Annotated in this window: 25 protein-coding genes; 10 read left to right on the forward strand and 15 right to left on the reverse strand. The window is 72.4% G+C overall.

The window, feature by feature from the left end; all coding sequences use genetic code 11:
• Window positions 1-121 precede the first annotated feature (121 nt).
• A complete protein-coding gene (locus OG247_RS02880) occupies window positions 122-943 on the forward strand; it encodes a hypothetical protein (RefSeq protein ID WP_327250679.1) in 822 nt (273 codons plus the stop codon).
• 140 nt (window positions 944-1,083) lie between these two features.
• On the forward strand, window positions 1,084-1,764 hold the full coding sequence (locus tag OG247_RS02885; RefSeq protein ID WP_327250680.1) for a TetR/AcrR family transcriptional regulator: 681 nt from the start codon (window positions 1,084-1,086) through the stop codon (window positions 1,762-1,764).
• 23 nt (window positions 1,765-1,787) lie between these two features.
• Here the strand turns inward: OG247_RS02885 and OG247_RS02890 are convergent, their stop codons facing one another.
• Complete coding sequence (locus OG247_RS02890; RefSeq protein ID WP_327257320.1) at window positions 1,788-3,155, reverse strand: sensor histidine kinase; 1,368 nt, start codon at window positions 3,153-3,155, stop codon at window positions 1,788-1,790.
• A gap of 49 nt (window positions 3,156-3,204) precedes the next feature.
• Window positions 3,205-3,882 (reverse strand): response regulator transcription factor, encoded by a 678-nt coding sequence (locus OG247_RS02895; protein WP_327250681.1) that lies wholly within the window; start codon window positions 3,880-3,882, stop codon window positions 3,205-3,207.
• A gap of 132 nt (window positions 3,883-4,014) precedes the next feature.
• Between OG247_RS02895 and OG247_RS02900 the strand changes: the two genes are divergently transcribed.
• The gene (locus OG247_RS02900) at window positions 4,015-4,728 is read left to right on the forward strand and encodes a hypothetical protein (protein ID WP_327250682.1); all 714 of its coding nucleotides are present in this window, start codon (window positions 4,015-4,017) and stop codon (window positions 4,726-4,728) included.
• A gap of 85 nt (window positions 4,729-4,813) precedes the next feature.
• On the opposite strand, the gene OG247_RS02905 is transcribed toward OG247_RS02900, so the two are convergent.
• The 3 genes from OG247_RS02905 to sigK form a co-directional block, all read right to left on the reverse strand.
• Window positions 4,814-6,454, reverse strand: a complete 1,641-nt coding sequence (locus tag OG247_RS02905) for an AMP-binding protein (RefSeq protein WP_327250683.1) — start codon at window positions 6,452-6,454, stop codon at window positions 4,814-4,816.
• Between the two features lie 193 nt (window positions 6,455-6,647).
• Complete coding sequence (locus tag OG247_RS02910) at window positions 6,648-7,394, reverse strand: anti-sigma factor (RefSeq protein ID WP_327250684.1); 747 nt, start codon at window positions 7,392-7,394, stop codon at window positions 6,648-6,650.
• A complete protein-coding gene (gene sigK, locus OG247_RS02915; protein WP_442813207.1) occupies window positions 7,391-8,101 on the reverse strand; it encodes an ECF RNA polymerase sigma factor SigK in 711 nt (236 codons plus the stop codon). The genes OG247_RS02910 and sigK overlap by 4 nt, the downstream gene beginning before the upstream one ends.
• 288 nt (window positions 8,102-8,389) lie before the next feature.
• On the opposite strand from sigK, the gene OG247_RS02920 reads away from it, so the two are divergent.
• The 4 genes from OG247_RS02920 to OG247_RS02935 all read left to right on the forward strand — a co-directional run bounded on the left by OG247_RS02920 (window position 8,390) and on the right by OG247_RS02935 (window position 12,321).
• Window positions 8,390-8,629, forward strand: a complete 240-nt coding sequence (locus OG247_RS02920) for a chaplin (protein WP_327250685.1) — start codon at window positions 8,390-8,392, stop codon at window positions 8,627-8,629.
• Between the two features lie 363 nt (window positions 8,630-8,992).
• The gene (locus tag OG247_RS02925) at window positions 8,993-10,669 is read left to right on the forward strand and encodes a molybdopterin-dependent oxidoreductase (RefSeq protein WP_442813208.1); all 1,677 of its coding nucleotides are present in this window, start codon (window positions 8,993-8,995) and stop codon (window positions 10,667-10,669) included.
• A gap of 83 nt (window positions 10,670-10,752) precedes the next feature.
• Entirely contained in the window at window positions 10,753-11,406 is a 654-nt protein-coding gene (locus OG247_RS02930) for a fasciclin domain-containing protein (protein ID WP_327250686.1), read from the forward strand.
• 282 nt (window positions 11,407-11,688) lie between these two features.
• Entirely contained in the window at window positions 11,689-12,321 is a 633-nt protein-coding gene (locus OG247_RS02935; RefSeq protein WP_327250687.1) for an RDD family protein, read from the forward strand.
• Between the two features lie 53 nt (window positions 12,322-12,374).
• On the opposite strand, the gene OG247_RS02940 is transcribed toward OG247_RS02935, so the two are convergent.
• Entirely contained in the window at window positions 12,375-13,211 is an 837-nt protein-coding gene (locus tag OG247_RS02940) for a S1 family peptidase (RefSeq protein WP_327250688.1), read from the reverse strand.
• A 239-nt stretch (window positions 13,212-13,450) separates the two neighbouring features.
• On the opposite strand from OG247_RS02940, the gene OG247_RS02945 reads away from it, so the two are divergent.
• A complete protein-coding gene (locus tag OG247_RS02945; RefSeq protein WP_327250689.1) occupies window positions 13,451-14,503 on the forward strand; it encodes a LacI family DNA-binding transcriptional regulator in 1,053 nt (350 codons plus the stop codon).
• A 93-nt stretch (window positions 14,504-14,596) separates the two neighbouring features.
• On the opposite strand, the gene OG247_RS02950 is transcribed toward OG247_RS02945, so the two are convergent.
• From OG247_RS02950 to OG247_RS02980, 7 genes are all read right to left on the reverse strand, one after another.
• Window positions 14,597-14,938, reverse strand: coding sequence for a TcmI family type II polyketide cyclase (locus tag OG247_RS02950; RefSeq protein WP_327250690.1), 342 nt, complete (start codon window positions 14,936-14,938; stop codon window positions 14,597-14,599).
• A 20-nt stretch (window positions 14,939-14,958) separates the two neighbouring features.
• Window positions 14,959-15,438, reverse strand: a complete 480-nt coding sequence (locus OG247_RS02955; RefSeq protein WP_327250691.1) for an SRPBCC family protein — start codon at window positions 15,436-15,438, stop codon at window positions 14,959-14,961.
• A gap of 1 nt (window position 15,439) precedes the next feature.
• Entirely contained in the window at window positions 15,440-15,697 is a 258-nt protein-coding gene (locus tag OG247_RS02960; RefSeq protein WP_112448182.1) for a phosphopantetheine-binding protein, read from the reverse strand.
• 18 nt (window positions 15,698-15,715) lie between these two features.
• Complete coding sequence (locus OG247_RS02965) at window positions 15,716-16,951, reverse strand: beta-ketoacyl synthase N-terminal-like domain-containing protein (RefSeq protein ID WP_327250692.1); 1,236 nt, start codon at window positions 16,949-16,951, stop codon at window positions 15,716-15,718.
• A complete protein-coding gene (locus OG247_RS02970; protein WP_327250693.1) occupies window positions 16,948-18,231 on the reverse strand; it encodes a beta-ketoacyl-[acyl-carrier-protein] synthase family protein in 1,284 nt (427 codons plus the stop codon). Before OG247_RS02970 ends, OG247_RS02965 begins: the two co-directional genes overlap by 4 nt.
• On the reverse strand, window positions 18,228-18,674 hold the full coding sequence (locus OG247_RS02975; protein ID WP_243333070.1) for a cupin domain-containing protein: 447 nt from the start codon (window positions 18,672-18,674) through the stop codon (window positions 18,228-18,230). Before OG247_RS02975 ends, OG247_RS02970 begins: the two co-directional genes overlap by 4 nt.
• 111 nt (window positions 18,675-18,785) lie before the next feature.
• Window positions 18,786-19,907: a SchA/CurD-like domain-containing protein gene (locus OG247_RS02980; protein WP_327250694.1), complete on the reverse strand. Its 1,122-nt coding sequence runs from the start codon at window positions 19,905-19,907 to the stop codon at window positions 18,786-18,788.
• A 284-nt stretch (window positions 19,908-20,191) separates the two neighbouring features.
• Between OG247_RS02980 and OG247_RS02985 the strand changes: the two genes are divergently transcribed.
• Complete coding sequence (locus OG247_RS02985; protein ID WP_327250695.1) at window positions 20,192-21,832, forward strand: FAD-dependent oxidoreductase; 1,641 nt, start codon at window positions 20,192-20,194, stop codon at window positions 21,830-21,832.
• Between the two features lie 95 nt (window positions 21,833-21,927).
• Here OG247_RS02985 and OG247_RS02990 read toward each other — a convergent pair whose 3' ends face one another.
• On the reverse strand, window positions 21,928-22,137 hold the full coding sequence (locus tag OG247_RS02990; RefSeq protein ID WP_327250696.1) for an acyl-CoA carboxylase epsilon subunit: 210 nt from the start codon (window positions 22,135-22,137) through the stop codon (window positions 21,928-21,930).
• A 394-nt stretch (window positions 22,138-22,531) separates the two neighbouring features.
• Window positions 22,532-23,203 (reverse strand): DUF4360 domain-containing protein, encoded by a 672-nt coding sequence (locus OG247_RS02995; RefSeq protein WP_442813209.1) that lies wholly within the window; start codon window positions 23,201-23,203, stop codon window positions 22,532-22,534.
• Window positions 23,204-23,418: 215 nt separating this feature from the next.
• Here OG247_RS02995 and OG247_RS03000 point away from each other — a divergent pair, with 215 nt between their 5' ends.
• The gene (locus OG247_RS03000; protein ID WP_327250697.1) at window positions 23,419-25,305 is read left to right on the forward strand and encodes a galactose oxidase-like domain-containing protein; all 1,887 of its coding nucleotides are present in this window, start codon (window positions 23,419-23,421) and stop codon (window positions 25,303-25,305) included.

Raw genomic sequence — 25,305 nt, forward strand, 5'->3', positions numbered from 1 at the left:
CTGCTCGGACGGGCGCCCGCGAGTTTCGGGGGGCTTCCCTGCCGGTCGGGGAGGTGTGCGGGCGTGTGACGATGAGGTCCCGTACGGGGGACTGGGGCGGCAACCGGCCAAGGGGTGGGGCATGAAGGCAGGAACAGTCACCGCGAGCATCGCGGCGGCCGTGATCGTGGCGGCCGGACTGAGCGGTTGTACGGCCGGCGCCTCCGTGGGCAAGGAGACGGTGGACTCCGCCGAGTCGCTGCTCGCGACGCTCGCCAAGGCCTCCGACAAAGCCTCCGAGGCGGGCTCGGCCAAGGTCGAGATGAGCCTGACGATGCCCGGCACGGGCGGCAAGCCGGTCCAGGTGAACGGCACCTATTCCTGGGGCGGCGGCCTCGCGATGGAGGCCGAGATGCCGGCCGAGAGCCTCCGGCTGGAGGACCTGGTGTCCGACGGCACGGTCACGTACCGGCTCGTCCAGGGGGCGTACTACTACGGCATCGATCCGGCGCCGAGCGGCCCTTTCGCGGGCAAGACCTGGCTGAAGGTCGAGGCCTCGGCCGTGCTCGGTGAGCAGGGCGCCGCCGGGATGAACGCGGGGAACAGCGACCCGACGGCCGCGCTGAAGTCGCTCAAGCGGGCCAAGAACGTCACCAAGGTCGGCCGGGAGGACGTCAACGGCAAGAGCTCCATCCACTACCGCGCCATCGTTCCGGTGGACGAACTGGGCGACACCAAGACGCTGCTCGCCGCGGTGGGCGGCGGAGGTGCGACCGAGCTCGTCTCGGACATCTGGGTCGACGACAAGGGGATGCCCTCGCGGCTGAACCAGACCTTCGGGGACGCCGACGTCAGGATGGACTTCCTGTCCTTCGGCGTCGCGAAGGACATCGCCGCCCCGCCGGCAGCCGACACGGCCGACGTCACCGAGGCCGTCAAGAAGGGCAGAGGCGCGCAGGGCTGAGGCGCGCGACGGCCGGGCGGGGGGGGCCGGGCAGGGGCAGGGGCAGGGGCAGGCTGTGCGTACCGACCGGTTCGGTTCCTACACTGGCCCGGCACGCACCGCCGCCCCCGTTCCACCCCGCAGGTACGAAGGACTCCCCCATGGAAGCCGAAACGGCGAACGCCACCGACGAGTTCGGCATCCCGGTCCTCCCCGCCATCCCCGCTTCCTCCGACTCCGTCCGGCGCAAACGCCGGGCGATCACCGCCGCGGCCGCCGCGGAATTCCTCGCCGAGGGGTACGCGGCCGCCTCCATGGATGCGATCACCAGCCGTTCCGGGGTCTCCAAGGCGACGGTCTACAAGCACTTCGGCACCAAGGAGCGACTGTTCCTCGCCGTCATCGGCGGCATGCTGCGCGAGATCCGCGCCGGCCTCGAGTTCGACGACTCTCGCCTCACGGAAGCCGCCGACCTGCGCGCCGCCCTGATCGCCCTCTCCGTCGAGTGGGCCGGGCTCCTGCTGCGCCCCGACGTCATGACGCTGCACCGCCTGGTGATCGGCGAGACCCACCGCTTCCCTCAGCTCGGCCGGCTCTGGTACCGGGTCACGTACGACGGGTACGACAAGCCCCTCGTCGAGGCCTGCACCGAACTCGGCCGGCGCGGAAGGCTCGACGTCCCGGACCCCGTACTCGCCGTCCGGCAGCTCGTCGCCGCCACCGCCGGCGTCCCGCAACGGGTGCACACCCTCACACCCGGCACCGCGACGGACCCGGCGGAGCTGACCCGCGTCGTCACCTCGGGAGTCGACCTCTTCCTGGCTCGCTACGCCGCTCCGTAGCGGAACGTCGGGCGGCTCCGCCGTCAGGGGCCCAGTGGGAGCGTGGCGACCAGGCGGGCGCCCTTCGGGGAGTCCCGGACGGTGAGCGTGCCGCCGAGGCGCAGGGCGATGTCGCGGGCGATGGCCAGGCCCAGACCGGTGCCGCCCTCGTCGCGGGCGCGGGCGTCGTCGAGCCGGGTGAAGCGTTCGAACACGCGCTCGCGGTCGGCGGGCGCGATGCCCGCTCCGTCGTCGGTGACCTCCAGAACGGCCTCGCCCCGGGGCTCGTCCAGGCGCAGGACGAGGGTGACGTCCTGCTCGGCGTGGCGGCCGGCGTTGTCCAGCAGGTTGGTGACGAGCCGCGACAGCCAGATCGTGCTGCCGCGGACCGCGATCCCGGGGGCGATGTCGGCGTGCACGGGGACGCGGGCGCCCCTGCGCGTACGGGCCGCTTCGCGCACCACTTCCGTGAGGTCGACGGCGGCGGCCGGCGGCGGCTCCGAGGTGTCGAGGCGGGCCAGCAGGAGCAGGTCGGCCGCCAGGTCCTGGAGCCGTACGGTGTCCTCCAGCGCGCCGCTGACCAGTTCGCCCCACAGTTCGGGATCCGGGTGGGCCTGCGCGACCTCCAGCTGGGTGCGGAGCACGGTGATGGGGCTGCGCAGTTCGTGCGAGGCGTCGGCGATGAAGCGGCGCTGGCGGATGCCGGCGGCCTCCAGCCGGTCCAGGGTGGCGTTCATGGTGACGGCGAGCCGGGCCACCTCGTCGCGGGTGGGCGGAACGGGCACCCGGCGGTGCAGTTCGCGGTCGCCGATCTCGGCGACCTCGGCGCGGATCGCCTCGACGGGGCGCAGGGCCCAGCCGGTGACCCGCCAGGTGATCATGGCCACGACCAGCACGAGCAGCGGGACCACGACGGCCAGCACCGCCATGATGGTCGCGTCGGCGGTGTCGGCGTCCCGGAGCGAGGTCCCGGCGTAGACGGTGACCAGGCCCTTCGCGGTGACGGTGGTGACCTGTACGACGCGCTGGCGGTGTTCCTGACGGACCCGGCCTCCCTTCCACGTGTCGCGGACCGTGCCGGGTGCGACGGGTGGTTCGGGGACGAGGGCGGGGCGGCCTCTGAGGTTGGGGCTGGATGCGAGCACCCGGCCCTGCGCGTCCACGACCTGGATGAAGTCCGTGCCGCGGCCCGGCGGCGGTACGGGCTCCAGTTGCCCGGTGGCAGCCAGCGCGGCCACCTTGACGGCCTGCCGTTCGGCGTCCTCCTGGGCGCTCATGGTCAGGTTGGTCTCCAGGGCCCCGAGCAGGGCGAAGGAGGCCACGCCGAGGGCCAGGGCGACCACGGCGGAGGCGCCGAGGGTGGCCTGGGCGCGGACGGACCTCGGACGGAGCCGGGACGCGGCCCTGCGCAGCCGGTGCGCGAGCTCACGGGAGCCGTATGAATCGCCGGACCGGTCGGGCTCAGCCACCGTCGGCCGCCAGCCGGTATCCGGCGCCCCGGACGGTCTCCACCGCGGCCCGGCCGAAGGGCGCGTCCATCTTCCGGCGCAGGGCGCTGACGTGGACCTCGACCACGTTGAGGTCCCCTTCGTAGGCGGCGTCCCAGACGTGCTCGAGGATGTCCCGCTTGGGTACGACCTCTCCGGCCCGGCGCGCCAGGTGCACCAGGACGGCGAACTCGCGCGCGGTCAGCCGGGCTTCGACGCCGCCGCGCGTGCAGCGCTGCCGGGCCGGGTCGACGAGGAGGTCGCCGAACTCCATGACCTGCGGGCTGCGGCGTCCGGTGCGCCGGATCAGGGCCCGCAGGCGCGCCACGAGGACCACGTAGGAGAAGGGCTTGGAGAGGAAGTCGTCGGCTCCGGTGTCCAGGGCCTCGGCCTCGTCGTACTCGCCGTCCTTGGCGGTGAGCATGAGGATGCCGGACTCGCAGCCGGCCGCGCGCAGCCGGGCGCAGACCCGGTAGCCGTTGAGGCCGGGCAGCATGATGTCGAGCACGATGGCGTCGTAGTCGTGCTCTCCGGCCATCCACAGGCCTTGCGGGCCGTCGTGTGCCGTGTCCACAGTGAAGCCCTCGGCCCGCAGACCACGTTGCAGGGCGGCGGCCAGCCGCCGCTCGTCCTCGACCACCAGTACGCGCATGGGGCAAGGTTCTCAGGTCGCGCCGCCGGCTTGCTGAAGGGTTCTTCAGCTCGCTTCAGCGGGGCTTCAGCATCCTGCTCGCAGGATCGGCCGAGCCGGGCACGTCGCCCGGAGAACGCGAGGAGCATCCACATGACTCAGTCCAGTCCGCAGCCACCCGAGTACCCCCCGGCCGCTGTTCCCGTCGAGGGCAGCGGCGAGGGCAGCGGCGAGGGTGGCGGCGACCCGGCCGGCAAGGCGGCGGGGCGCGGTGCCCGGATCGCCCGCTTCACCCGGTTCACCCGTGAGGGCCGGGGGCGCTGGGTGGCGCTCGGGCTCGTGGTGGTGGCCTCGGCCGGCGCGGGAGCCGCGGTGGTGGCCGTGGCGGACCACGACCACGACGTCCGCCGCACGCGCGCGGAGCGGGTGTGGGACCGGTTCGACGTCGAGCGGGAGGGGGGCGGCGAGCTGACGGCTCCGCTCCCCGCGCGCCCCGGGAAGCCGGGCGAGCCCGGGAAGCCCGGCCTGCGGGGTCAGAAGGGCGAGCGGGGGGTCTTCCCGCCGGACGGGCCGGGACGGCCGGGGATGCCCGACGGCGAGGAGGGGTTCGTGGTGGACGGGCCCGACCGGTCCCCCGCGCCGCTGCCCGCGCTGCCGGCGGCCCAGGCCCTGGAGAAGGCGGAGGCCGCCGTGCCCGGCGGCAAGGCCGAAGCCCTGCGCGTCGTCGCCCAGGAGGGCGGCGGGAGCGCCTGGCGCGTCGTGGTCCTCGGCTCCGACGGGGTCCGGCACGCCGTGACCCTGTCCGGCGCCGACGGCACGGTCACGAGCAACACGGTCGCGGGGAAGGGCGCCGGGGCGGCCCGCTGAGCGGGTGGGGGCGCACGCCCGGTGTCCCGTGCCGCGGCGACGGCGGTACGGGACACCGGAGCGGCCGTCCCCGGATGAACCCTTGTCAGGAGGAGAGGCCCAGCAGCCGGGCCGCCGTCTCCCGCATCTCGACCTTGCGGATCTTGCCGGTCACCGTCATGGGGAACTCCTCCACGACGTGGACGTAGCGCGGGATCTTGAAGTGGGCCAGCCGGCCCTCGCAGAACGCGCGCACGGCCGCCGCGGTCAGCGGCTCGGCGCCCCCGCGCATCCGCACCCACGCCATGAGCTCCTCCCCGTACTTCGGGTCGGGCACGCCGATGACCTGGACGTCCATGATGTCGGGGTGGGCGTGCAGGAACTCCTCGATCTCGCGCGGGTACAGGTTCTCGCCGCCGCGGATCACCATGTCCTTGATCCGGCCGGTGATGCTCAGGTACCCGTCCTCGTCCATGACGGCGAGGTCTCCGGTGTGCATCCAGCGGGCCGCGTCGACGGCTTCGGCGGTGCGCTCGGGCTGGTCCCAGTAGCCGAGCATGACCGAGTAGCCCCGGGTGCACAGTTCGCCCGGTTCGCCGCGCGGGACGGTCACTCCGGTGACCGGGTCGACGACCTTGACCTCCAGGTGCGGTCCGACGCGGCCCACGGTCGAGACGCGACGCCCGACGGAGTCGTCCACGCGGGTCTGGGTGGAGACCGGCGAGGTCTCCGTCATGCCGTAGCAGATGGACACCTCGCGCATGCCCATCCGGTCGATGACCTCCTTCATCACCTCGACCGGGCAGGGCGAGCCCGCCATGATGCCCGTGCGCAGGCTGGAGAGGTCGTAGGTCTCGAAGTCCGGGTCGGCCAGCTCGGCGATGAACATGGTGGGGACCCCGTACAGCGAAGTGCAGGCCTCCGCCTGGACGGCGGCCAGGGTGGCTCCCGGGTCGAAGGCGGGTGCGGGGATGACCATGGCCGCGCCGTGGCTGGTGCAGGCGAGGTTCCCCATGACCATGCCGAAGCAGTGGTAGAAGGGAACCGGGATGCAGACCCGGTCCTGCTCGGTGTAATGACACAACTCGCCTACGAAATAGGCATTGTTGAGGATGTTGTGATGGGAGAGGGTCGCCCCCTTGGGGAAGCCGGTGGTCCCCGAGGTGTACTGGATGTTGACGGCGTCGTCCGGGCTCAGCGCGGCCTGGGCGCGCAGCAGTTCGGCCCGGTCGGCGCGGCGGCCGCGTTCCGGCAGGGAGTTCCAGAGCGGGCCGTCCAGCAGGGCGGTGAACTCCAGTGCCGGACAGCGCGGCCCGACCTCCTCGATCATGGCCGCGTAGTCGGAGCTCTTGAACCGGTCCGCCGCGACCAGCAGCCGGATCCCGGACTGGCGCAGGACGTACTCCAGCTCGTGGGAGCGGTAGGCCGGGTTCACGGTGACGAGGACCGCGCCGATCCTGGCCGTGGCGTACTGCACCAGGGTCCACTCGGGGCGGTTGGGGGACCAGATGCCGACTCGGTCCCCCTTGGCGATCCCGAGGTCCAGGAGGCCGAGCGCGAGGTCGTCCACGTCGGCGGCGAACTCCGCGTACGTCCACCGGCGTCCGGAGGCCATGTCGACGAGGGCGTCGCGCCCGGGGAACCTGCGGACGGCGCGGTCCAGGTTCTCACCGATGGTGTCGCCGAGCAGCGGCACCTCGGCAGCCCCCGACGCGTAACTCGGCTCGACGGACGGCACGGACGGCACATGGACCCCCTGGGCTCGGTGGCGGCGCCGGGGCCCCTTCGCTCCGGCGCCCCCTCATGATCCACGCGACCCGCGGCCGGGGCCAGACCACGGTGGCCACCCAGCGCGGAATCGGACTTTTCCTCCGAGGACGGACGGGAGGTGTCGCTGCGGGCGGGTGACCGGAGCCACCCACCCGGATGCCGCGTACGTCCTACGCCGGGAGGGCGAGCAGGACCAGCGGGCCGGTCGTCGGCTGCGCCGAGCCCCCGGCGGGCTCCAGCGTCAGGCCGACCGCCGTGGCCCTGCCCAGGCCGCCGTCCAGTACGGCCGCCCCGTCGCCGGTGAGGAAGCCGGCCGGACGCATCGTGCCGCCGTCGGCCAGCCACAGCTGGTACGTGCGGCCCTCCCCGGGGGCCGGCAGCCGGTCGGCGAGGAACACCGCCCGGTCCCGGGCCGCGGAGGTGATCACCGTCGCGGCGGCTCCGCCGCTGGTGCGGCCGTGGACGGTACGGGCGTCCGGGGCCGTGACCACGGCCCGCAGCTCCTGGCTGCGCGCCTCGGCCTGCCGGGCCTCCTGCCGGGCCCGGTCCGCCCGCCCGCTCTCGTGGAGCGCGGCGCCGCCGAAGAGGGCCGCCCCGGCGAGGGAAGCTGCGACGACGAAGGCGCCGGCCCTGCGCGGGAGGCGGTCCAGGAATCCGGCCGCCCGGCGTGCGCCCACCCTCGGCGGAAGTTGGCGGACCGTCTCGATGCGGGCGAAGACCTCCGCCTTCAGCTGCGGCGGGGGCATCAGGGCCACGGCGGAGGCCAGCCGGCCGGCGGTGGCGGAGAACTCCGCCACGTCCCCGGAGCACGGCGCGCAGCGCGCCAAGTGACGGGAGAAGGCCTCCTGTTCACCCGGTCCGAGCGCGTCCAGTACGTAGGCCGCGGTGAGGGTGTGCAGTTCTTCGTCGTGCTTCACGTGGTCACCCCCATGCAGTCGCGCAGGCGGATCAGTCCGTCGCGCATCCGGGTCTTGATCGTGGGAAGAGGAGTCTGGAGGGTCTCGGCGACCTCACGGTAGGTCAGCCCCTGGTAGTAGGCGAGTGTGACGGCCTGGCGCTGGAGCTCGGTCAGCCGTCGCAGGCAGCGTGTGACCTGATCGCGTTCGAGCCGGGTCTCCACCTGCTCGCTCACCTCGTCGAAGGGCCGTTCCTGGCCGCGTACGCCCGCGTCGTGCTCGCGGGTGGCCGAGGCCTGGGCGGAGCGGACCCGGTCGACCGCGCGGCGGTGGGCGATCGTGGCCACCCATGCCATGACGCTCCCCTGGTCGGGACGGTAGCGGGCGGCCTGGCGCCACACGTCGATCATCACCTCCTGGGCGACCTCCTCCGACTGTGCGCGGTCGCGCACCACTTTGACGGCGATGCCGAAGACGGTTCCGGCGACGGCGTCGTACAGAGCGGAGAACGCGTCCTGGTCACCCTGCGCGACGCGCGCCATCAGCTCCGCGAGTTCGGCCGCGGCAGATCCGGGTCCCGGTCCGGGTCCGATGCCGGGGCCGGGCCCGCTGCCCGGGCCCGGTCCGGGGAAGCGCAGGTTCTCGGGGTTCACCTGAGCGGCCCCCGTGTACGGCCGGGCCCGGGCGGGCAGTCCGGGGCCGCGAGCGGCTCTCGCCGGTCCATCCATCGCATGAACGATCCTTCGTGGCAGGCACACCCGTTCCCCGTACGCCGGGGTCTCGGTGCGCGCCGGGTCCTTGCTGTCTCACCTTGTCTTCGGAGCCGGTCCGCGCACGGATTGGCCGACATACACGCGAAAGCGCATCCGTTCGGGGGAACCGGCGCCCCGGGACCAAACCGCGCCGGGGGTCCGGGCCGAAGGAGGGCTGCGGGTCCTCTCCAGGACCCGCCGCGCGGCGGGTCACGGGGCCGAGCCCCGAAGTCCGCCGGCGCACAGCCAGCAAGGAGATCTGTCGTGTCGCGTGTCCTCAAGAGTGCCGCACTCGCCCTCGCTTCGGGCGCCCTTCTCGTGGGCGGGGCCTCGGCGGCCTCGGCCGACGCCGGAGCCCGGGGCCTCGCCGCCTACTCACCGGGGGTCGGCTCGGGCAACCTGATCCAGGTCCCCATCCACATCCCGATCAACGCGTGCGGGAACTCCGTCAGCGTGATCGGACTGCTCAACCCCGCGTTCGGCAACACCTGCGTCAACGCCTGACGGGTCGCACGGGCCGCAGTCTCCGGCCCGCCGCCGGCTACGGGGCGGCGGTGGGCCGGTGGTCCCGCGAGCCGGCGGGAGTGGGTCGACACTCCTGAGCGCCGCCGGGCCCCGCAGGACCCGCGCGGGCGGCGGCCGTCGGCGCCGCCGCCCGCGCGCACCGCCCGTGGGCGCGGACCGTACGGAGCGATGCCTCACGGAGCGATGCCTCAGGGAACGGCGCCTTACGGGGCGATGCCGGAGGGCGGGACGCCGTAGAGCCCGATGCCGTACGACCCGCGCACAACGGTCAACACACCGGCCGATCTTCACGTGATCGGATGACCGACCCATCCGCGAGGGGCCCCGCGCCGAATCAGGGTCGTGAGCATCAACCGAAGGACAGTCCAGCGCGGCACCCTCGCCGCGGCGAGCGGCCTGCTGGCGGGTTACACGGCACTGGCCGCCGCCGAGCTGACCGCGTCCCTGGTGCGTCCTCAGGCGGGACCGGTCACGGTGATCGGCGGGGCTGCCATCGACCGCACTCCGGCTGCGCTCAAGGACTTCGCCATCCGCACCTTCGGCGAGAACGACAAGCTGGTCCTCCAACTCGGCATCCTCGCCACCGTCGGCCTCCTGGCGGCCCTGCTGGGGATGTTCGCCCTGCGCCACCGCCGTACGGGCGCGGCCGGTGTACTGGCCTTCGGCGCCCTCGGCGCGGCGGCGGCCCTCAGCCGGCCCGACGCGGCCGGAGCGGCGGACGTACTGCCCTCGCCGGTGGGGGCCGCGGCCGGGGCGCTGGTGCTGTACCTGCTGGTGGGGAAGGTGGGCGGCCCCACCGCCCGGCCCTCGGGAGCGGACGGCGCACCGCCGGACACGTCGGCGGAGACATCCGCGGGCACGTCGACGGTGGCCTCGCCGGACGACTCGACGGACGACTCGACGGGCCCTTCGGCCGTCCCGTCCCCCGCCTGGAACCGCCGGGGCTTCCTCCTCGCGGCAGGGATCACCGCGGTGGCCTCCACCGGCGCCGGCGCCCTCGGCCGGGCCCTGACCGGCCGCCGAGGCCAGGGCGCCACCGCCTCCCGCGCCGCCGTACGTCTGCCCGCTCCCGCTTCGCCGGCCCCGCCGATCCCGGCCGGGGCGGACCTGCGGATTCCCGTGGTCAGCGCCTTCACCACACCGAACAAGGAGTTCTACCGTGTCGACACCGCCCTCGTGGTCCCCAAGGTGGACACCGACACCTGGCGGCTGCGCATCCACGGCAAGGGGGTCTCCCGCCCGCGCTCCTACTCCTTCGCCGAACTCCTCCAACGCCCGCTGATCGAACGGGACATCACGCTCACCTGCGTGTCGAACGAAGTCGGCGGCCCCTACGCGGGCTCCGCGCGCTGGCTCGGCGTACGCCTGTCGGACCTGTTGCGTGAGGCGGGCGTGCGGCCGCCGTCGCGCGGCGGCCGGGCCGACCAGCTGATCGCTCGCTCGGTGGACGCGATGACGCTGGGCACTCCCGTCGAGGAAGTCATGGACGGCCGGGACGCGATGCTGGCCGTCGCCATGAACGGCGAGCCGCTCCCCTTCGAGCACGGCTTCCCGGTCCGGATGGTCGTCCCCGGTCTCTACGGCTACGTCTCCGCCTGCAAGTGGATCCGGGAGATCGAGCTCACCACCTTCGACTCCTACGACCCGTACTGGGTCAAGCGCGGCTGGGCCCGCCGGGCGCCGATCAAGACACAGGCACGGATCGACACCCCCAAGCCCTTCGCCCGGATCCCGGCCGGGACCGTGACGGTGGCCGGGGTGGCGTGGGCCCAGCACCGCGGCATCGAACGGGTCGAGGTCCAGGTCGACGACGGGCCCTGGCAGGAGGCCTCGCTCGCGGCGCAGGCGACCACCGACACCTGGCGCCAGTGGTCCTTCGACTGGAAGGCCGCGCCCGGCGGTCACCGTCTGACGGTCCGCGCCACGGACGGCCGCGGCGAGGTCCAGACCGAGCTGCGGACCCGGACCATCCCGGACGGCGCGAGCGGCCGGCACGGCGTGTTCGCCACGGTCGGCTGACCGAAGCGACCCCCTTCCACACCACTTCACACACTTCCTCCCCGCCCTTCCGTATGCACCAACCCATTTCCCTGGAGAACACCATGAACATCCTTCGCTTCCGCCGTACCGCCCTCGCCGTCGCCACGGCAGCCGTACTGCCCTTCGCGCTGGCCGCCTGCTCCGACTCCGACTCCGGCAAGGACGCGGCCGCCGGTTCGACCGCCGAAGCGAGTGCGGACGCCTCCTCCCCCGCGGCGGACGCCTCGGCGCCGATGACGGTGGACGGGCCCTTCGGCGCCGCGTGCGCCGGTGTCCCGAAGGAGGGTGCGGGCTCCTTCGACGGGATGGCCAAGGACCCGGTCGCCACCGCCGCGTCCAACAACCCGGCCCTGTCCACCCTGGTGGCGGCCGTCAAGCAGGCCGGCCTCGTCGACACCCTCAACAACGCCAAGGACATCACCGTGTTCGCACCGACCAACGACGCCTTCGCCAAGATCCCGAAGGCCGACCTCGACAAGGTCCTCGCCGACAAGGCCACCCTCACCAAGATCCTCACCTACCACGTCGTCGGCCAGAAGCTCACCCCGAAGCAGCTCGAGAACGGCTCCTTCCCCACCCTGGAGACCGGCAAGGTCACCACCACCGGCTCGGGCCTGTCCTACCAGGTCAACGGCACGTCCAACGTCGTCTGCGGCAACGTCCCCACCGCCAACGCCACCGTCTACATCGTCGACACCGTCCTGATGCCCAAGTAGGCGGTGGCGCCGTACCGGTGACCCGCGCGGGCACCGGTCGTTGTAGAAGCGGTCAGCGAAGTGGCCCCCGGAGTCCCGGACCCGTCCTCAGGGTCCGGGACTCCATGCCGTGCTCACCGGTCCGTCACTCGGTCGGCACAAGTGGCAACGGATTGGACAAGCGGCCGATGTTACTAACACGATGGCCCCCCAAGTTCGCGGCTGTGCAGGGGGGCAATCCGCTCGTTTCACGTCCCTCCGCCGGGCCGCCCGTCCCCGTCACACCCCTGGAGAGACTTCGCCATGAGCTTCGGCGACCCGAACAACCCCTACGGCCAGCAGCAGCCCCCGCAGGGTCAGCCCGGCTACCCGCAGCAGGCACCGCAGGGTGTTCCCCCGCAGTACGGCTACCCGCAGCAGCCCATGGGCGGCGTCCCCCCGCAGCAGCCGTACGGTGCGTACCCGCCGGCCGGGATGCCGGGTGGCATGCCGCCCATGCCGGGCACCGGAATGCCGCCGCTGGCGCACTGGGGCCTGCGCGTCGGCGCGACCCTCCTCGACGGTCTGATCACCGTGGGACCGATGTACGCCCTCGGCTTCATCGACCTCGCCATGAGCGATGACGCGGGCGCCTCCGGGCCGGGCGTCTTCTTCATGATCGGCATGCTCTACGCCCTCGGCATGGGCATCTTCCAGCTCTACAAGGAAGGCGCGACCGGCCAGTCGATCGGCAAGAAGGTCGTCGGGATCAGCGTGCGCCGCGAGGCCGACGGCAACGTCCTCGGCTTCGGCATGGCCTTCGTCCGCAAGCTGGCGCACTTCCTCGACGGCATCGCCTGCTACATCGGCTACCTGTGGCCGCTGTGGGACGAGAAGAAGCAGACCTTCGCCGACAAGGTGTGCAGCACCGTCGTCATCGTGGTGCCCAAGGGCTGATACCGCGTGACGCCGGGGCCCGTCCGGATTCCGGGCGGGCCCCGACGCGTTCGCTACGGCTTGGGGAGCGTACAGCCGGGGCGGCCCAGGTCGATCGCGTTGCCGGGGCCCACGCACGGGACGATGATGTACGTCTGCTGCGCGTAGTTGATGCCCTGCCGGACGGTGACGGCGCCGCTCTCGGACACCTCGCACGGGTTGTTCAGCGTGCACGAACCGCCGTCCTCGTTGCCCGTGTTGTTCACGGCGACCACCTTGCCGGTCGTCGTGTCGATCACCGGGGAGCCGGAGGTGCCGCCGATGGTGTTGCAGGACGAGGTGTAGCGCAGGGAGTCCTTCCAGGTCCACTCCCCCTCCTTGAGGCGGTAGGCGAACCCGTCGACGTTGCAGCTGTACGTTCGCTTCCAGTACCCGGACACCACCTTGATCGAGGTGCCCTGTACCGGGTGGGCGTCGTTCAGGGTGAGCGCGTTGATGCCGTACTGGCTGCTGATCTGCGCGTAGGTCTTGGTCAGTTGGTAGATCGATATGTCGGTGTCGGTCATCGTGGCGTACGAGATCTTGCTCGCGCGCAGCGTCGCGACCTTGGAGCCCGAGGCGTTCAGCAGCGAGAAGGAGCGGCTGGACGCCTTGTCCTTGACGACCTGTCCGGCCGCCGGCATGCCGGACTCCAGACAGTGGCCGTTGGACAGGACGAGCGCGGGGTCGGTGGGCAGCGAGTTCGGCACGCGGACGACGGAGCCTGAGCAGTTGCTGAGCGCGACGGTTCCGGCGAAGTTGACCGCGACGGCCGGTGCGACCGCGTCCCGGGGTGCCTGGGCCACGGCCGGCGAGGCCGCCGCTCCGGCGAGGAGCAGGGCGAACGCGGCGCCGGCGAGAGGCTTGTTCATGTGGGGGTTCCCCTCTGGGTGACAATGCGACCGAAGATCCTTCGGTTGTCATGCGCATTGTTAAGAGCCGAGGCTCAACTCACAAGAGGGCCATGCCAGTTCACGCTCTTCGAGAGAAAGGCCGTAATCAGACTTGCGGCACGACCGCAGCAGAAATCCGATCGGGTTACCCTGCTGTCCGACAGGGCCGGAGCCCCAGGGCCCGGGCCGCCGCCCCCGGACACGCACGAGGAGCGCCCGTGGCCGAACAGGTTCCCGCCGGCCGGCCCACCCTGGAGGCGGTGGCGGCGCGCGCCGGGGTGTCCAGGGCCACCGCGTCCCGGGTCGTCAACGGCGGCGACGGCGTCCGCACGCACCTGGTGGACAAGGTCCGCGCGGCCATCCTGGACCTCGGATACGTGCCCAACCACGCGGCCCGCACGCTGGTCACCCGGCGCACCGGAGCGGTCGCCGTGATCATCGCCGAGCCGGAGATCCGGATCTTCTCCGACCCCTTCTTCTCCCGGCAGATCCGCGGCATCAGCAAGGAACTGACGGCGCACGACACGCAGTTGGTGCTGCTCCTGGTCGAGCACCGCGGGGACTACGGCCGGATCGAGCGGTATCTGGCGGGCGGCCACGTCGACGGCGCGCTCGCGTTCTCGCTGCACACCGACGACCCGCTGCCCGCGATCACGCGCCGCATCGCCATGCCCACCGTCTACGGCGGGCGTCCCGGCTGGACCGGGCAGGCGGAGGGGGCCGCACCGTACGGTCCGCTGTCGTACGTCGACGCCGACAACCGCGGGGGCGCGCGCGAGGCCGTACGGCACCTGCTGTCCCGGGGGCGGCGGCAGATCGCGCACATCGCCGGGCCGCTGGACCAGACCTCGGCGACCGACCGGCTCGACGGGTACCGGGACGTACTGCTCGACGCGGATCCGGCGCTGGTCGCCGAGGGGGACTTCACCGCGGCCGGCGGAGCCCGGGCGATGGCCGAACTGCTGGAGCGCTGCCCGGATCTCGACGCGGTGTTCGCCGCGAACGACCTGATGGCGACGGGCGCGCTGGGCGTGCTGCGCGAGCGGGGCCGGTCCGTGCCGGGGGACGTGGCACTGGTCGGCTTCGACGATGCCGAGCTGGTGGCGGAGAGCGCCGATCCGCCGCTGACGACCGTACGCCAGGACATCGAGGGCATGGGGCGCCTGATGGTCCGGCTGCTGCTGCGGTCCCTGGATCCGGCGCACGGATCGCACCGGGTGCCGGCATCCGTGATCACCCCGACCTCACTGGTGGTGCGCGGATCGGCCTGAGGCGCCTCTTTCGGATCCGGCATGGTGGCGGGCCCCGCACCCGAGTGGGTGCGGGGCCCGAGGCCTGCCGGTCGTGCGGGTGTCTCCGTGCGGCTAGCCCGTACGGGAGGTGCCCGGACGCTCCCAGCGGTAGAACTCCTGGGCCATGGCGTCCTTCGGGCTGCGCCAGGTCTCCGGGTTGTGCGGGCTGACGTAGGCGGTGAGCCGGTCGCTGAGGTCCCGGAACTCCGGGTGGCCGGTCACTTCGGCGATGGCGGGGCCGGGGGGCCGGTCCGACTCGATGAAGTGCATGTACACGTCGCCGAACTGGAAGAGGCTGCGGCGGGTGACCCCGACGAGGTGCGGCAGCTCGCCCGCGTCCGAGGCGGCGAAGAGCCGAGCGATGTCGGGGGCTGACTGCGGCGCCATGCGGGCCACGATGAGAGCGCGGTGCATCCGGTGTGCTGCCTTTCGTCTCAGACGCCGCTGGCCGCGGGCGTGCGGCTCTCGCGTTCGCGCTGTTCGATCTTCTCCCTGATCAGTTCCAGCTGGATCTTGGAGTTCTGGTTGATGCGCGCGGTCATCCCGGCGTCGTCGACGGGTGCCTGCGGCTTCATCGCGAAGTCCTGGGTCCACACCATCCGGGTGCCGCCGGGGACCTCGAAGTACTGCCAGTGGATGTCCATGTGCTCGAACGGACCGGTCTCGACCCGGCGGGCGCGCACGGTGCGGCTGACGGGGTCGGGAGTGCGTTCGGAGACCCAGCTCCACACGGTGCCGTTCTCGTCCGGGTGCATCGTCAGGCGGAAGCGGGTGGTGGGCCCGTCCTCCTCCAGGATCTCCAGCGAGGCGTACTCGCTGAACAGCCCGGGCCAGCTGGGGAGATGGTTGGTCATCTCCCAGACGGTGTCCATGGGCGCCTTGACGACGATCTCGTTCTCGGTGTGTCCTGCCATCTCAAGCTCCGGTCATGAGGCTGGTGTTGACGAGTTCGAGGAACTCTTTGGGGGTCTTGCAGCGGTCCGCGTCGGTGGGCAGGGCCCGGCCGCGCTGGTTCTCCAGCAGCCCGACGATGCCGAGCAGGCCCAGCGAGTCGAGGCCGTAGTCGTCGAACAGGGAGTCCGGGCGGTTCTTCATGTCGGCCGGGTCCACGGTGATGCCGGCCCCGGACTTCATCAGGGCGGCCAGCTCCTCGACGGTCAGTCGTTCGGACATGAGCGGCTCCTTCTGTCTCTAGGAGGGGATTTTGATGACGAGCGCGGCGTTGGAGCCCATGAGGCCCCGGCTCAGCACGAGCGCGGTGCGCAGCTGTGCCGGGCGGGCACTGCCGGTCACCACGTCGAGGTCGTGGCACACGTCGAACACGTTCGGCGTGGGCGGGACGATGCCGTGCTCCAGGGCGAGGACCGCGGCGGCGGTGTCGAGGGCCGGGGCCGCGCAATAGGCTCGGCCCGTCCCGGCCTTGGGCGCCGTGACCGGCACCTTGCGCCCGTGTGCTCCGAGGGCGGAGTGGATCGCGGCCGCCTCGGCCCGGTCGGCTTCCGGGGTGCCGAGCGCGTCGGCGAAGACCACGTCGACCTCCTCGGGGGCGCAGCCCGCGTCCCGCAGGGCGCCCTTGATGGCGTGGGCCAGGCCCTCGGCGGACGCGTCGGCCCCTTCGGGGTGGTGCGGGCCGGTGAAGGTCGCCGCGTGCCCGGCCAGGAGGGCCCGGACGGAGGCGCCCCGGCGCAGGGCCGCCTGCTCCTCCTCCACCAGGAACATCGCGCCGCCCTCGGCGGGTACGAAGCCGCAGGCCTTCTCGGTGAAGGGCCGGTAGGCCCGCTCCGGGTCCTCCTGGGTGCTCAGTGCCTCGTAGCCGAGCTGGCAGACGATGGAGTACGGGGCCAGGGGCGCCTCGGTGGCTCCGACCAGCATGGCCTTGCTGCCCTGGTTGATGGCCCGGGCGGCGTGCGCGAAGGCGTCGAGTCCGCCCGCCTCGTCGGCGGCGACGACCCCGCAGGGGCCCTTGAGGCCCCGGCGGATGGAGATCTGCCCGGTGCTGGCCGCGTAGAACCAGGCGATCGACTGGTACGGGCCGACGTAGCGCGGGCCCTGGCCCCAGAGGTGTTGCAGCTCGCGCTGGCCGAACTCGCCGCCGCCCGACCCGGCGGCGGTGACCACGCCGACCGAGAAGGGGTCGTCCTCGTAGTCGGCCCGGCCGAGCCGGCCGTCCTCCAGGGCGAGGTCGGCCGCGGCGAGGGCGTGGTGGGTGTAGCGGTCGGTCTGGACGAGATAGCGTTCCTCGACCACCGAGGCCGCGTCGAAGCCCCGCACCTCGCCCGCCACCCGCAGCGGGAGGTGTTCGCAGCCCTCCCGGGTGACGCGGCCCAGGACGCAGGCTCCCGACTGGGTCGCCTTCCAGAAGGCCTCGGCGCCGATGCCGTTGGGCGCGACCACTCCGATGCCGGTGATGACCGTACGGACGCTCACGAGACCACCTCCTCCTTGCGCTCGTCGGGGCGGGTCATGACGACCGCGGACTGGAAGCCGCCGAAGCCGCTGCCGACGGAGAGCACGTTGCGCAGCTTGCGCTCGCGGGCGACGCGCGGGACGTAGTCCAGGTCGCATTCGGGGTCGGGGGTCTCGTAGTTGGCCGTGGGCGGGACGACCTGGTGGGTCATCGCCAGGACGCAGGCGGCCAGTTCGATCGCCCCGATGGCGCCGAGCGAGTGCCCCACCATGGACTTGATGGAGGTCATCGGCGTCTTGTAGGCGTGGTCTCCCAGGACCTTCTTGACCGCCGCCGTCTCGTGGCGGTCGTTCTGCTTGGTTCCGGAGCCGTGCGCGTTGACGTAGTCGATCTCGCGGGCGTCGGTCCGGGCCTGGGCGAGGGCGGTTTCGATGGCGCGGGCCATCTCGAGGCCCTCGGTGGTCAGCCCCGTCATGTGGTGGGCGTTGCCGAAGGTGGCGTAGCCGCCGATCTCGCAGTAGACGGTCGCGCCGCGGGCGCGGGCGTGTTCCAGCTCTTCCAGGACGAGGACGGCGCCGCCTTCGCCGAGGACGAATCCGTCACGGTCGGCGTCGAAGGGCCGGGAGGCGTGGGCGGGGTCGTCGTTGTTGGGCGAGGTGGCCTTGATGGCGTCGAAGCAGGCCACGGTGATCGGCGAGACGGGTGAGTCGGAGGCGCCCGCGATGCAGACGTCCATCTTGCCCTCGGCGATGGAGTGGAAGGCGTAGCCGATGGCGTCGAGCCCGGAGGTGCAGCCGGTGGAGACGGTCTGGACCGGTCCGCGTGCTCCCGTCTTCTCCGCGACGGCGGAGGCCAGGGTGGCCGGGGTGAAGGCGCGGTGCAGGTGGGCCCCGGCGAGCCGGTGGTCCACGTCCCACCAGTCGCCCTTCTGGCTGACGGCCACGTAGTCGTGCTCCAGGCGGGTGGTGCCGCCCACGGCGGTGCCGAGGGAGACTCCGGTGCGCCAGGCTTCGTCCGTGGTGAGGTCGAGTCCGGCGTCGCGCACGGCTTCGGCGGCGGCGACCAGCGCGAACTGGATGTACCGGTCCGCGCGGGCCGCCTCCTCGGTGCCGAGGCCGTGTGCGGCGGGGTCGAAGTCGACCTCCGCGGCTATCCGGGAGCGGAAGCCGGTCGGGTCGAAGAGGGTGATGCCGCGGGTCGCCGTACGCCCGTTGGAGAGGAGCTCCCAGAAGGCGGAGGCGCCGATCCCGCCGGGGGCGACGACGCCGACCCCGGTGACGGCCACGCGTCGGCGGGTCACGAGACCGCTCCCGCGCGGTCCGGGGGCCGCTCCCAGGCGGATCCCTCCGGGTGGACGGCCTCCTCCGTGTCCACGTGCCCGAGCTTCGGGTCCGGGGCGAGCGGTCCGAGGTGGAAGACCATGCGGGCCTCGGTGCCGCCGACGTTGCGGAAGCGGTGGCGCACGTTCATCGGGACGAGGAGTCCCTGGTCGGTGAGGAGCGGGTGGGCCTCGCCGTCGAGGTCGACCTCCAGCTCGCCGGCGACCACGTACACGAACTCCTCGGAGTACGGGTGGTAGTGCTCGGCGATGTGCTCGCCCGGCGCCATGACGGCCAGGCCCATGAAGCCGCTGGTGCAGCCCACCGAGGTCGGTGTGAGGACGGCCCTCAGGTCGCCGCCGCGCCGCGTGTTGGGCTGCGTCTCGCTGAGGTCCACGATGTGCGGTGGGCGTTGTCTGGTCATGGCGGGGGTTCCTCCTGGCGGTGGGGAGCCTGGACGGGGCTGGTGGGTGGGGGGTCCGGGGATGAGGGATCCGGGGGGCCGGCCGGGCCGGCGGGGCGATGCCGCCGCGGGTCAGCCTTGGGCGGGGGCCCTGCGGTCGGTGATCAGGCTCATGGTGTGGCGGACCGCGGACTCGGCGGCCCCCTCGGACCCGCTGACGGGTCCGGCCATCAGGCGGGCGAGTACGGCCGCCTTGCGCGGGCCCCGGACGCCGAAGGCGGTTTCCAGCCCGGCGCCGTGCGGGCTGCGCACGTCGATGAGGCGTACGACGATGTCGTCGCGCTGGAAGATGCTGCTGCTCACGGTCGGGGCGTCGGGCCGGTGGGCCGCCTCCTCGTCCTGCCGGGCGAGGAACCGGGCCAGCGCCGGTCCGCAGCCGGGCTTGGCCGGGTAGAACAGCGCGTGGCGTCGTACGTCGGAGCGGTCGGCGCCACCGGCCTCGCGCGCGGCGACGTGGTGGACGGCGGGGAGTGCGGCCTTCATGAAGAACATCCGGGCGGACTCGGGGTTGCCGAGGTCGCGGTCCTGCTCGAGGTAGGGGTTGATGGCCTCTTCGACGGCCCGTACCTCGGGCTGCTCGGAGACGTGCCGCAGGGCTGCCATCAGGTCCCCGCGGACCTCCACCGTACGCACGACCCGGTTGCCGTGCATGAACAGGGTGGTGCGGCAGAGCCGGGTGTGGCCGTCGACGTCGGCCGCCGGGGAGGCGTAGCTCGAGAGGAGAGCCGCGACCTCCTTCTCACTGCCGGGCTTGACCGTGAAGGTCAGGGCGTGACGGACGATGTCGGCGCCGAGCCTGGGCGCTTCCTGCAGCCGGGCGCCCTTGGGCCGCTGCGCGTCCTGGTAGCCGCGGCCGGTTTCGCGCAGGACGGTGTACTTGAGCGGGCGCATGGCGCGGGCGCAGGCGCCGAGGGGGCGCACCTGCTCGGCGTGGTGCTCGCTGTTGACCCAGGCGAGGTACTGCGGTGCGCTCTCCCACTCGCTGGTGATGAGCCACTGCGAGGGGTTCTCGAAGGACTGGCAGAGCTGGTCGCTGATGTGGCCCGGTTCCGACGCGATGTCGTGGCGCAGTTGCTCGTACGCCTCGAAGAACCGCTGCTGGGCTCCTTCGTGGAGGTCCATCAGCAGGACGACCCGGAGCATGGAGCCGTCGAAGGCGGACTGTGACACCCGTTCGGACAGGGTGGTCGTCATCTGCTCACTCCTTCGTGAGGGCCCTGGGGGAGGGCGGGGATGTTCATCGCGTACGGACCCTCGTCCGTCCTCGGCGGTGACGCCCCGGGCCGGCGGCCGTCGCGGGACGGCAGGCCGGCGTGTCTTCGGGGGAACCGCTGTCGCTCATCGTCATCCGGGTGGGGACGTACCGCTACATCTCCGGATCAAGCGGGTGACAACCGGCGTATCTCCTGGGCTTGGCCGGCGATCGGGGGCATAAGAGAGTGCACTCCCCCCACACAGAATTCAGGAGCTCGCAGCTGATGGAAGACACGGCAGATGTTCGCGTACCGGTTCTCGTCGTGGGCGGCTCCCTCGTGGGTCTGTCCACCTCGCTGTTCCTGAGCCGTCACGGCATCAGGCACCTGGTAGTGGAGAAGCACGCCGGCACCTCGGACCACCCGCGCGGGCGCGGTATCAACGCCCGGACCATGGAGCTGTTCCGGGTGGCCGGGGCGGAGGGCGCCATCCGGCAGGCGGCGTCCGCGCTGGAGAACAACATGGGGATCCTGCAGACGCAGTCCCTGCTCGGCGGCGACCACAAGTGGCTGGTCAAGGCCATCGACCCGGCCGGGGCGCTGAGCAAGTTCAGCCCGAGCGCCTGGTGCGTGTGCAGCCAGAACAACATCGAGCCGATCCTCGCCGCGCAGAGTCGCGCCCAGGGCGCCGACGTGCGGTTCTCGACCGAGCTGATGAGCTTCGACCAGGACGAGACCGGGGTGAACGCGCTGGTCAAGGACCGGGAGACCGGTGAGCACATCACCGTGCGCGCCGACTTCCTGATCGCGGCGGACGGCCCGCGCAGCCCCGTGCGCGAGCAGTTGCGCATCCCGCAGACGGGCAGCGGCGAGCTGTTCCACAACGTCAGCGTCACCTTCCGCTCGCGGCAGCTCGTCGAGGTGCTGGGCGACCTGCGGTTCATCGTCTGCTACCTGATGAAGCCGGGTGCGGACGGGGCGCTGCTGCCGGTGGACAACGACACCCAGTGGGTCTTCCACCTGCCGTGGCACCCGGACCAGGGGGAAACCCTGGAGGACTTCACCGAGGAGCGGTGCAGGGAGCAGATCCGGGCCGCGATCGGCGTACCGGACCTGGACGTGGAGATCGGCGGCAAGGCTCCCTGGCACGCGGCGGAACGGATCGCCGAGCAGTACTCCTCCGGTCGGGTGTTCCTGGCCGGCGACGCGGCCCACGAGATGTCCCCCACCGGCGCCTTCGGCTCCAACACCGGCATCCAGGACGCGCACAACCTGGCCTGGAAGATCGCGGCCGTCCTGAACGGATCGGCGGACATGGGCCTGCTGGAGACCTACGGGGAGGAGCGCCACCCGGTGGCCGTGGCGACCGCCCAGCGCGCCTCGGCCCGTTCGGCGGAGCACAGCCACCCCGGGTACGCGCCGCCGCCCACCATGGGCGGCGGACCGGGCAGCGGGGTCCTGACGACGGCCATGGCCTACGCGTACCCGAGCGGGGCGTTCGTCGGCGGACCGCCGGACCGCCCGGTCATCCCGGAGGGGATGCGCATGAAGGGCGACCCCGGTACGCGGGCCCCGCACATGTGGCTGACGCGGGCCGACGGCGAGCGCGTCTCCACGGTGGACCTGTACGAGCGCGCGTTCGTGCTGCTGTGCGGCGCGGGCTCGCCGTGGCGGGCGGCGGCCGAACGGGTGGCCGAACGGCTGTCGGTGAAGCTGGACGCCTATGCCATCGGCTCCGCGAGCGCTCCCGGCACGGATCTGGTGCAGGAGGAGGGCGCCGACTGGAGCGAGGTGCACGCCATGTCCCCGGAGGGCGCCGTGCTGGTGCGGCCGGACGGGTTCGTCGCCTGGCGCTCGCAGGGTCCGGCGGCCGATGCGCAGGCCGCGCTGACCGAGGCGCTGTCGACGGTGCTGCGCCGGGCCTGACCGGCCCGAACGCCGATTGGTCCCCCTGCCGCCGGCCCGTAAGCGGGCCGGGGGCAGGGGCGTTCATGGGTGCTGCCGATCCGTGCGGGTCGCGATCAGCCGCAGGCCCAGCAGCCCGCCCAGCAGCCGGAGCCGTGGTGCGCGGGGCGCCGGCGGCGGGCGGCCCCGGCGGGGGACGTTCCCGCTCCGGGGGCCGTTCCCGCTCCGGCGGAGTTGCGGCGGGCGAAGCAGGCGACCACCACCGCGATCGCGGCGAGTTCCTCAGGGGCCGCCACGCCCTTCTCGACGCGGAGCAGGCTGGCCATCTGGTCTGTCTGGGCTATCGGAGCGTCCTTCAGCATCGGCTCGGCCTCTCGCACAGGCGGATAGCAGGACCCCCCTCGCGGAATCACCAAGGACTCCGGACTCTGCCGACGCTAGTGGGGCGCGACACGCCCGGCATGCCGGGCAGTTGCGCGAAAGCCCAGGTCGCAGCCGTGTCGACCGGGTGACGCCGGGGATGTTCGCGGCGCGCGGCGATTGGGCCGTCGGAGTGGCGGGCCCCCGGAAATCCCGGAGCACGGGTACGGCTTCAAACGAATCAGCTCGCGGGCCCCGGACCTCACGCCGGCCGCCTTGAGCAAGCGGCAGGCGGCCGCGCGGGGAGACTCCTGAGCTGGAGTCCCGCGCGGCCGCCCGTGGGGAGTGCGGCGGGCCGGTTCAGCGGGCCGGGCACTTCTTCCAGGAGAAGTGGTAGACGCTGTTGATGCTGCCGTCGGTGGAGTCGAGCGCCATGTAGCTGGTCGTCGAGGGGTCCGAGGTTCCGACCTCGGCGCGCAGTTCGGTGTTGATGTTGAAGTTGCGCAGTTCGCCACAGGGGGCGAAGACCAGGGCATCGATGCCCGTGGTGTCGGTGGCCTGCCAGTTGTCGTTGTACTTGCCCTGGAACTTGTGGGTGCGGTAGTCGGTCTGCTTCATGCCCTGGAAGTAGTAGCTGGCCTTCTGGGTGCCGATCGCGCCCTGCTGGAGGCTGCCGAATCCCCGGTAGTCGACCTGGGCGACGGCGTAGGTGTACCCCTGCGGGACGTGGACCAGCAGGGAGAGCTGACAGTTCTTGCGACCGTCGGTCGGGGCGCTGTTGCCGCCCGCCATGGCCAGGTACTCGCTGTAGGTGACGGTGAAGGCCGACTTGTCCTCGGCCACGGCGACGGTGGCGCTGCCCGGCCGGCACCCCGAGCCGTTGACCGTGGAGACGTCGACGGTGACCCGGTCCTCCGGGGCGGCGGCGGCCGCGGGGCCACCCGCCGCCCCGGCGGCGGAGGCGGGCAGGAGGGTGAGGAGGCCGCCGGTCACGAGGACGGCGCCGAGCGCGGTACGCAGTGTTCTGATCACGCGGCCATGCAATCGGTCCTTACCCGGCCGGTGGGGGAACGGGTGCGCGGCCTCACTCCGATGGCCGGGCCCTTTCACCGCAGAAACGTTCGGGCACCGTCGCGGGGAGGGCCGAACGGCTCATCGGCAGGGCGCCGAGCACGTCGGAGCACCCCATTCATCCCGGTATTTCCTATGCTGAGCGCCCTACGGAACCGCCCGCGCCGAGGAGCCCCATGCGCCGCCTGCACCGGTCCGCCCTGCTCTCCGCGACCGCGGTCGTATCCGCCCTGGTCCTCGCGACCGCCCCGACCGCGGCCGGGGCGCCGGGGCACGGCACGGACGGCGGGACCGGGGCAGCCGGTGCGGCGCACGCCACCGAGCCGACCGGTGCGACCGGTGCGACCGGCGGGACCGGCGGGACCGACGCGGCCGAGGCCGCCGTGATCGGCGCCGGCCACGCGCGCGCCCACGCCGAGCTGCGCCGCGCGGCCAAGGGCGCGGTGGATTACCCGCAGTCCCGGCGCGACGCGAGCCTGGCCTCGCTGGCCGCCTCGCAGCGCGAGGCCAACTCCGCGTTCAAGGCGGAGGTTTCGGGACGGTTCGCCGCGTACTTCCCCTCCCCCGACTTCGGTGTGCACGTCGCCCAGCTGCCCACCGGCAAGGTGCTGCTCTTCTCCTTCTCCCGGGTGGAGACCGACCCCACCAAGGAGACCGGGCCCACGGACCGCATCGGTCCGACGAACGCGGGCCGCGCCTATCTGTGGGATCCGGCGAAGGGAACGGGCGCGCGTGCGTTCAAAAAGGTCACCCCGCCCGTCGTGCTGATGCATGACGGTACGCACGCCCCGCGCCCGGCGCCGTTCTTCTGCGCCGGGCACTCCTTCCTGCCCAACGGGATGCTGGGGGTGTTCGGCGGCAACACGGGCGGGAAGGGCGGCAGCGGGGCGAAGCTGTCCTTCGTCTTCGACCCGTGGACCGAGGGCTGGTACCGCAACCGCGATATGGCGGTGGGCCGTTGGTACCCGTCGGTGGTGACCGGCGCGGACGGCCGCCAGATCATCATGTCGGGCCAGTCGGAGCGCGGCACGGGGACACCGACCCCGGTGGTGGAGCGGTTCCCCGCACTGGGGCAGCAGGTGCCCTGGCGCCCGTACGACATCCCGCTGGACCTCTCCGTGCAGCGGATGCGCTCCGACGCGCCGTTCCGCAACGACTACCCTCACCTGTTCTCGCTGCGCGACGGCATGATCTACGGCCTGGGGCGCGACGCCGACCAGCAGTGGCTCTTCGATCCGCGCGCGCAGACCCGTACGGACCTGCCCAGGCGGCCCGCCGATTTCCGGGGCTACGGCTCCGCCGTGCCACTGCCGGCGGGATTCCGCGGACCGGACTCGGTGCTGGTGCTGGGCGGGGATCCTCTCGACCCGAACACCTACCGACTGTCGGACGGTACCTGGACCACGGAGGAGCCGCGCGCCTTCGGCCGGACCCAGGACGACACGCTGATCCTGCCGGACGGCACGCTGCTGACGGTCAACGGGGCGAAGGACACGAGGGATTACGGGTTCGGACCGTTCAACCCGAAGGCCGATCTGAAGTTCCGCCAAACCGAGCTGCTGGGTGCGGACCGGCGGTGGCGGCTGGGGCCGGCCCAGCGGCTTCCGCGGGGTTACCATTCCAACGCCCTGGTGCTGCCGGACGGCCGGGTCATGGTCACCGGGGACGAGCTCCAGCAGATCGCCAACGACCCGGACATCAAGGACGGCATGGACGGCTCGATCGAGATCTACGAGCCCGCCTACCTGCACCGGGGAGCCCGGCCCGTGCTGGACCGGGTCCCGGCGGGCGAGATCGCCCACGACGCGGAGTTCTCCGTGGAGAGCTCGACGGCCTCCGGCGTACGGCGGGCCGTGCTGCTGGCGCCGACCACGGTCACCCACGCGGTGAACACCAGTCAGCGCCATCTGGAGCTGCGGATCACGGGTGTCCGCGGCCGCACGATCGGGCTGCGGGCGCCGGCCACTTCGGCCGACGCCCCGCCCGGTTACTACATGGTGTTCCTCCTCGACGCCAAGGGTGTCCCCGGTACGGCGAGGTGGGTCAAGCTCGGCAAGCGGTGA

This window comes from Streptomyces sp. NBC_01244, assembly GCF_035987325.1.
Classification (GTDB): domain Bacteria; phylum Actinomycetota; class Actinomycetes; order Streptomycetales; family Streptomycetaceae; genus Streptomyces.

Coding starts and splice junctions, on each gene's coding strand:
- OG247_RS02880 (WP_327250679.1), top strand. CDS start 122: ATGAAGGCAGGAACAGTCACCGCGAGCATCGCGGCGGCCGTGATCGTG.
- OG247_RS02885 (WP_327250680.1), top strand. CDS start 1,084: ATGGAAGCCGAAACGGCGAACGCCACCGACGAGTTCGGCATCCCGGTC.
- OG247_RS02895 (WP_327250681.1), bottom strand. CDS start 3,882: ATGCGCGTACTGGTGGTCGAGGACGAGCGGCGGCTGGCCGCCGCCCTG.
- OG247_RS02900 (WP_327250682.1), top strand. CDS start 4,015: ATGACTCAGTCCAGTCCGCAGCCACCCGAGTACCCCCCGGCCGCTGTT.
- sigK (WP_442813207.1), bottom strand. CDS start 8,101: ATGGATGGACCGGCGAGAGCCGCTCGCGGCCCCGGACTGCCCGCCCGG.
- OG247_RS02930 (WP_327250686.1), top strand. CDS start 10,753: ATGAACATCCTTCGCTTCCGCCGTACCGCCCTCGCCGTCGCCACGGCA.
- OG247_RS02935 (WP_327250687.1), top strand. CDS start 11,689: ATGAGCTTCGGCGACCCGAACAACCCCTACGGCCAGCAGCAGCCCCCG.
- OG247_RS02940 (WP_327250688.1), bottom strand. CDS start 13,211: ATGAACAAGCCTCTCGCCGGCGCCGCGTTCGCCCTGCTCCTCGCCGGA.
- OG247_RS02950 (WP_327250690.1), bottom strand. CDS start 14,938: ATGCACCGCGCTCTCATCGTGGCCCGCATGGCGCCGCAGTCAGCCCCC.
- OG247_RS02955 (WP_327250691.1), bottom strand. CDS start 15,438: ATGGCAGGACACACCGAGAACGAGATCGTCGTCAAGGCGCCCATGGAC.
- OG247_RS02960 (WP_112448182.1), bottom strand. CDS start 15,697: ATGTCCGAACGACTGACCGTCGAGGAGCTGGCCGCCCTGATGAAGTCC.
- OG247_RS02975 (WP_243333070.1), bottom strand. CDS start 18,674: ATGACCAGACAACGCCCACCGCACATCGTGGACCTCAGCGAGACGCAG.
- OG247_RS02980 (WP_327250694.1), bottom strand. CDS start 19,907: ATGACGACCACCCTGTCCGAACGGGTGTCACAGTCCGCCTTCGACGGC.
- OG247_RS02985 (WP_327250695.1), top strand. CDS start 20,192: ATGGAAGACACGGCAGATGTTCGCGTACCGGTTCTCGTCGTGGGCGGC.
- OG247_RS02990 (WP_327250696.1), bottom strand. CDS start 22,137: ATGGCCAGCCTGCTCCGCGTCGAGAAGGGCGTGGCGGCCCCTGAGGAA.
- OG247_RS03000 (WP_327250697.1), top strand. CDS start 23,419: ATGCGCCGCCTGCACCGGTCCGCCCTGCTCTCCGCGACCGCGGTCGTA.